The sequence below is a fragment of the Vibrio sp. S12_S33 genome, assembly GCF_963889785.1.
GTDB classification, from domain to species: domain Bacteria; phylum Pseudomonadota; class Gammaproteobacteria; order Enterobacterales; family Vibrionaceae; genus Vibrio; species Vibrio aestuarianus.
This window is the reverse complement of sequence record NZ_CAWPQZ010000076.1, coordinates 1-6757: the sequence shown is the minus strand read 5'-3', so window position 1 is coordinate 6757 and position 6757 is coordinate 1. Positions and strand designations below refer to the sequence as shown.

Sequence of the window (6757 nt, the reverse complement as noted above, 5' to 3'; positions counted from 1 at the left end):
CTAGTTTTGAGCTTGTCCTCATAGTGGCGCAACTGCTCCCAGAGCTCAACAATCAGCGCATTCGCTTCGTTGATATCTGAGGCCACGGGCGGCGAAGATGAGAATTTAGATTTTTTCTTTTTCATGCGTTAATCATGACGGCTAGAAATGATCACTCAATTAGGAATGTTGGATCAATTGCGTTAACTCACACTTTATTATCAATGGTCTGCTGGTGAACGCTTACTAAAAATAGATTAGGTGCGTTAAAATGAGTTTGGATACATCATTTTAAAGATCGCGGATATCAAGCTCATTCTGAATGAGGACTATACATTGTGAAGCAAACAACATTCTTGGCCCAAGACTTATTTTCTGAGTATTGAGCCGTTTGAGGCTGTTCCAACTTTTCTTCGGCATTGGAATGTGATCCGTGAGTAGAAAACAGCTATCACCTGAAAATTGATGTTCACGGATACTCTCTCCTTTTTTATCTAATAGATACAATGAGTAATATCCAGAAAGGCGCTGTACTAATTTTTCAAAGCTGATGGTTTCAACGCTCAGCCCTTGCTCGACCGAACGCTCTTGCTCCTTGTTCATTCCAACAGACACATCTAAAGCATGCGCAATCTTCGCAAGCAAAGCCTGTTCATGAAAACCACCTATATTTTGTAAAAGATGAGATTCAAAACGCAACGTGCGTGAGAAATCCTGAGTGCTTTCTAATACAAGATAAACCACTACATCATCACGATGTGACTGCGCGGTAAAAATCGCATTCATAAGGACGTGGGCTAGAATTTCAGTATGTGCCTCCTGCCCAACTGATGCTAGAAATGTATTTTTATCTGTGGATGCTGCGCGTGCTCTAACTACAAAAGCTCTCATTTTTACAACTCAACTCTCGATCAGTAATCTTTGTTTAATAACGTTGGGCAATACCTAAGCTTACCTATTGCCCAAAATAGGCCGACACTCTACCACATACACTTTCCAGAGAAATATCAATTTATTGCAAACTAACATGGCAGATCCAGAAAAAAGTACGACTAAAATAGCAACGGTGATTAGAATTTCTAATCGAGCAATACCGATTGGCGGTTTAGGTCTCTTGGGTTTAAACGCTATACGACATCCCATCAACATACCTTAATAACTAATTGATATATAAGAAATTTGGTCGTGACTCCAAACGGTTGATTCAAAGATAGAATTCTCGTTCAATGAATGTTCCTATCACCTTATCGTGCATCTTCTCCGATTTGGAAAAACCGATTGTTCTACGTACTAAACGTTTTAATCTGGAACGCTAGGTTAGATTGGTTCGCTCAATCCGTTGAGTGAACCTTTTGCCCACAACATGCTTTTCCCTTGGTAATTCTTTTGTGTAAACGCTGAAATCATCGGTAAAAAAGAAGCTGATATCAAACGGCTTGAGCAAAGCGAGCACAGAGCACAGAGCACAGAGCATCCGTGTTACGGCTACCAAATACTGAAGGTTGTGACAACTACCAAGGTTATTTGTTTTCCAAACCGATTCCTGCGAAACAATTTACTGAGCTACTAATTCAGTATTCAGCAACATTCAACTCACTAAAGATATCAAATAGTTGCTTAGATTTATAAGGTTTAGGTAGATAACCATCCATCCCTGCGTCAAAACAATTCTTAATATCTTCTTCAAGTACACTGGCGGTTAAAGCAATGATAGGCAGCTTATTCTTACCTTGTTCTTGTTCCCATTGGCGAATTTTTTTGGTCGCTGTTAGGCCATCCATCACTGGCATCATGCAGTCCATAAGCACGGCACAGAATTGACCGCCTTGCGTGATCGCATCCAGTGCTTCTTGTCCATTATTCGCCACCATATAATCCAGTCCGGCTTTTTCAAGAAAGAAACTGGCTATTTTTTGATTCATTAAATTATCTTCCACGATCAAGATTCGCTTCCCGTTTTCAATGATTGAATCAGCCCTTGCCGATAACAAATCTTTCTCACTCTCCCATACCGAAGCCACTAATAGCTCACGTATTGCCCTTTCAAACCGCGAGCCTAAAAATGGTAAAGTCAGCATCGGCTGTGTGAATCTTACAAAATCTTGATTGATGAATAGATGATGCTGTAGCACAAGAACTTTGACTCTAGGAAATTGATCATGCAGCTCAATAAGATCTGACTGGAGACTAGCGGTAAGCGTTTGACAGTATAAAATACATGAAACAGGTAACTTAACGTGCAACGCTTCTTCTGTATTTTTGACCTCACTGAATTCGACACCGATTCGCACACAATCACGTTTTATTGCCGCCGAATAGTTGGATGCATTGGTTACAAGTAAAACATGTGTTGCCAACAATTCAGTCTGTGGTTGCTCTAACGGCACTTCGACTGGCACGACAAACTCAAAACTGCTCCCTAGACTTTTGGTTGACTGAACACTAATACGGCCATTCATTAAATCGAGTAATTGACGACAAATAGCCAGACCAAGACCTGTCCCGCCAAAACGGCGCGTAATTGTATGGTCTTCTTGAGTAAATGGTTCAAAAATGGTTTCTAGCATCTCTTTATCAATGCCTTTACCAGTATCCGATACAACAAAACGTATTGATGGCTGTTCTCCTGCTTGGAAAGTCAGCTCGGTATTCACATAACCATCGTTGGTAAATTTAACCGCATTAGATAGTAAATTCATCAATATCTGCTTTAGACGATATTCATCTGCAACGACAATACGAGGCAATGCTGGATCTAAATTTATGTTCAATTCAACATGCTGGCTGAGCGCTTTCGCGTTGACTAAATGAACGGTGTCATAAACCATCTCAGCCAGCTCAAAACGGTGTGGAGCGAGTTCCAAATTGCCTGACTCAATTTTCGATAAGTCTAAAATATCATTGATCAGAATCAGCAAAATTTGTGAAGAAGTGTCTATATCCGACAAAATTTCACGCTCTTTCACTTTGAGGTCACTACGTGAAAGCATCTCAGTCATACCGATAATGCCATTGAGTGGCGTTCGTATCTCGTGAGACATATTGGCAAGAAATGCACTTTTTGCACGGTTAGCCGCAATTGCCGTTTCTTTGGTTTCAACTAACGCAATTTCATACTGTTGTTGTTGTTGGATAATCTGGTTGAAATTTCTTGTAAAGTGAGCGAACTCATCATTACCTTCAACGGGGATTTGCTCTATTTCATCTTGCTGCTGAGACAATCGTCTCATCGCATTCAGAATGAGGCTTAACTTCGATGTCACGCGATAATAAGTGCTAGCACCTAAAATATAGAGAAAAATCAGCACCAGAATAGCCACAGCATACATCACAAGCATTCGAATTTTTTCTTGCTTAACTTGTTGCGCAAGTAGCATGGAGAAATTCACAGTAACCCCTTGCAGATGTGTCCTTACAGCAATATACCGACCTTCAGCATTTGCCAAATACAACGGCCATTGCTGTGGGTTAATTTCATTACGAATAATGTTGTCTCGAATTAAAGCGCCTTGCCGAAATTTCGCTTGAGTAAACAGAATCGCGAATGGTTCAAGTTGATAACTACTTTCACCTGAATCCAACAGATTCTCTAAATATTGCTGCTGACGCTCAGCAACTTGCAAATATTCAATTTGTAAATTTCTAGCAAGGGAACCAACCACAGCAGATTGCTGAATTAGCCAAGCTTCCTTTTGCATCCAAAACGAAAACCAATGTAAATCACTATAAATTAGGTCTAACGAGTGAATATCAAAAGGCGCCGTCAAACTGTTGGTTTTTTGTAATTCAGCCATCAATTGTCCTATCAAAGCAAACCCACTATTGCCTATCTCGAACACTTCATTTTTTGTGGCATTCGGAATGGTGTCTACAGCTTGACTCAACTGATTGATGATATTTTCTATCTTGACGCGATCACTTGTACCATGAGTCAAATGCTGATCAACACTAATATTTTTACGCACCTCCGCTAAGGCTCGCTTGAACTCATCTAAGTCTTGCTCATTGCTTTCCGAGCGCAGTTCTGCGCTCAACGCCTGGTAAAGTAAGTTAGCACTTTTAGTCGTTTGATTTAATGACTCAACTTTTTGATTAAGTATCTCATACGTATGCAGACGTGCATCAAACTGAATGAAGAGGCCTAAAGCAATGACCGCAATGACCAGTGCCGGAATCAAGCACAGCATCATTAGTCGTGCCTTAATCGAAAGTTGAGATAACAATGCCATTATTATCATCCTTGAAAGTGATGGCTTGATGGATGATTAAATGATAGACGCCATTCTATGCGATTTCCTGCTTATTTATCCCTAAGAAGTAAAATGTCTTTGATAGCGACATTATTCTTTAATTCAGAATTTTTAATTTCCAAGGCATGTATCTGATAAGGAAAAAGTAAACGTTATTTGAAAATAACGTTTACTTTTTTCGGTGATAAATTGACCTTGAACTCATTTTATTGAAAGAGATTAAATCGGGCAGGCAAAAATATGCGACTTAATACGTTATCGTCACAAAATAAGGAGGCAACTTGAAAATTGTCAAGAGGCATAAAAACGGCCCCAATAGGGTTAGATACCCCGCTATCTTGATGTTTTTTAGTAGTAAATGTCGCATTATTTTTCCTAGCAGAATAACCAATGTGCATTTACAATTCCACCACATAAAAACAACAATAGTTTTCCTCGTATCCAAACTCCGTTTAAATGGTGTGTGATACACGTTCATGGCCCTACACCGTGAACATTCAAGCTCAATATAACGTGAAAGGTCCCAACAAACATGAGTCCAGAGAAACACCTCCTCGACTGGCAAGTAAGTCAAACCATTGCAGAATCAATGTCACCTCTTATCGGTCAACTCTACCGCCAACAGGGAGTTGAAATTATCCTGTTTGGTAAAACGCTCATCAACGCCACCACCATCGATATCATTAAGGCTCATCGAATCGCGCGTCGCTACACTGGTGAATCCCTATCTCCAGTTCAAACCATGCCGATTCTACAGCAATTAATGCAAATGACTTTATCACCATGTCGTATTGATATTGGCCAACTAGCTCATCAATTTTGGCAACACCATGACGATGAGCATGGACTGAATGATTACCTACTCACGGCACTTCATAGTGCGTTAACGGGTGAGAAGTTGGCAGCACCTAAAGACGTTGTACTGTATGGTTTTGGTCGCATTGGGCGCTTATTGACACGTTTACTGATCGAAAAAAGTGGCCCAGGTTACCCATTACGACTTAGAGCTATTGTGGTTCGCGGTGGTAAAAAAGGGGACTTAGAGAAGCGAGCAAGCTTGTTACGACGTGACTCCGTTCATGGACAATTCAATGGCAGTATTGTGGTTGATGAAGAGCGTAAAGCCATTATTGCTAATGGGAACTATATTCAAATTATCTACGCCAACAAACCAGAAGAAATAGACTACACCGATTATGGCATTCATGAAGCGTTGATCGTCGATAATACGGGAGTCTGGCGCGACAGCGAAGGACTTAGTCAGCATGTCGCGTGCAATGGCACAAGTAAGGTACTACTCACAGCACCCGGCAAAGGGGACATTAAAAATATCGTGTTTGGCGTTAATCAGGCGATTATTCAGCCAGAAGATACCATTATCTCGGCTGCAAGCTGTACCACGAATGCCATTACACCGGTGCTCAAAGCTATTAATGATAAATTTGGAGTTATTTCCGGACACATTGAAACCGTTCACTCATTTACCAATGATCAAAACTTGATTGATAATTTCCATTCTGGTGAACGCCGTGGACGCAGCGCGTCACTGAATATGGTATTAACATCAACAGGTGCGGCTAAAGCGGTAGCAAAAGCCTTACCAGAATTAGCAGGAAAACTGACAGGGAACGCGATTCGTGTCCCTACCCCGAATGTTTCAATGGCAGTTGCGAACCTAAACTTAGAGAAAAGTACTGATAAAGAAGAACTCAATACTTATCTCAGAGAAATGGCCCTTAATTCTCCACTTTCCGCGCAAATCGATTACACAGATTCCACCGAAATTGTTTCAAGTGATTTGGTGGGTTCTCGTCATGCAGGAGTGGTTGATGGTGCGGCAACCATCGCACAAGATAATCGCTGTGTACTCTACATTTGGTACGACAATGAATTCGGCTATAGCGGCCAAGTTGTCCATTGCATGGAACAAATGATGGGCGTGCGTTATAACACTTATCCCGCCACTTTTGCTTAAGATCAGCTCAAACACTTTAACGTCATAACAACTCCACAGCATAATAAGCACTGGATAAGATCTCTAATTACCACCCGCAACAGGGTGGTTTTTTTGTTCATGTTTGATTCATCTTGACTAAGTTAACCTGATCACAACTAAGAAAGAGGTATACATTATGAACAGATTTCTCATCACAGCATTGACGCTAATTACTGGCTTTTTTGCTTTGATTTTCAGCCTAATATTGGCGATCCCTCTGACTATTGCAGCCATCATCACGGGTAAACGTTTAGAGAAACAATTGAAAGGTCACTCGCTCTATCAAAGACGCAGTAACGTCATAGACGGTGAATATGAAGACATCACGACAAAGCATTTTCATCAAGGTAATTAACACGTAAAGTCGTTGTAAAGCATAACCATATTAAAAAGGGAGCAGTTTATTGCTCTAATGCCGTTCACTTAAGGTGAGCGGCATTGTATTTTCTAGGGTATCGGCTTGGCTTTTTCTTCACGACTCTAGGGAAGGAGCTTTCTCGCCTAGGTTCAAGTATTAAGCTCCCACTCATTG

5 protein-coding genes and 1 pseudogene are annotated in these 6757 nt (G+C 40.8%); 2 read left to right on the top strand and 4 right to left on the bottom strand.

Features of this window, described 5'->3' with window-relative positions; translation table 11 throughout:
- From AACW06_RS18445 to AACW06_RS18430, 4 genes and pseudogenes are all read right to left on the bottom strand, one after another.
- A partial coding sequence (locus AACW06_RS18445) for a DUF6444 domain-containing protein (RefSeq protein ID WP_337923499.1) occupies positions 1–125 on the bottom strand: 125 nt, incomplete at its 3' end.
- A 145-nt stretch (positions 126–270) separates the two neighbouring features.
- Positions 271–870, bottom strand: coding sequence for a tRNA (pseudouridine(54)-N(1))-methyltransferase TrmY (gene trmY, locus AACW06_RS18440; protein WP_192076196.1), 600 nt, complete (start codon positions 868–870; stop codon positions 271–273).
- Between the two features lie 313 nt (positions 871–1183).
- Positions 1184–1456 (bottom strand): annotated as a pseudogene (locus AACW06_RS18435) (IS1 family transposase); the annotation flags it as partial.
- Positions 1457–1550: 94 nt separating this feature from the next.
- On the bottom strand, positions 1551–4217 hold the full coding sequence (locus AACW06_RS18430; RefSeq protein ID WP_192076195.1) for an ATP-binding protein: 2667 nt from the start codon (positions 4215–4217) through the stop codon (positions 1551–1553).
- A 544-nt stretch (positions 4218–4761) separates the two neighbouring features.
- Here AACW06_RS18430 and AACW06_RS18425 point away from each other — a divergent pair.
- Both AACW06_RS18425 and AACW06_RS18420 read left to right on the top strand, forming a co-directional pair.
- Positions 4762–6204 carry a glyceraldehyde-3-phosphate dehydrogenase gene (locus AACW06_RS18425; protein WP_192076194.1) on the top strand — a complete coding sequence of 481 codons (1443 nt, stop codon included), beginning with the start codon at positions 4762–4764 and terminating at the stop codon, positions 6202–6204.
- 157 nt (positions 6205–6361) lie between these two features.
- Positions 6362–6580: a hypothetical protein gene (locus tag AACW06_RS18420; RefSeq protein ID WP_192076193.1), complete on the top strand. Its 219-nt coding sequence runs from the start codon at positions 6362–6364 to the stop codon at positions 6578–6580.
- The last annotated feature ends 177 nt before the right edge of the window (positions 6581–6757 follow it).

Excerpts from the sequence above, each read along its gene's own strand:
- trmY (WP_192076196.1), bottom strand. The coding sequence starts at position 870 with ATGAGAGCTTTTGTAGTTAGAGCACGCGCAGCATCCACAGATAAAAAT.
- AACW06_RS18430 (WP_192076195.1), bottom strand. The coding sequence starts at position 4,217 with ATGATAATAATGGCATTGTTATCTCAACTTTCGATTAAGGCACGACTA.
- AACW06_RS18425 (WP_192076194.1), top strand. The coding sequence starts at position 4,762 with ATGAGTCCAGAGAAACACCTCCTCGACTGGCAAGTAAGTCAAACCATT.
- AACW06_RS18420 (WP_192076193.1), top strand. The coding sequence starts at position 6,362 with ATGAACAGATTTCTCATCACAGCATTGACGCTAATTACTGGCTTTTTT.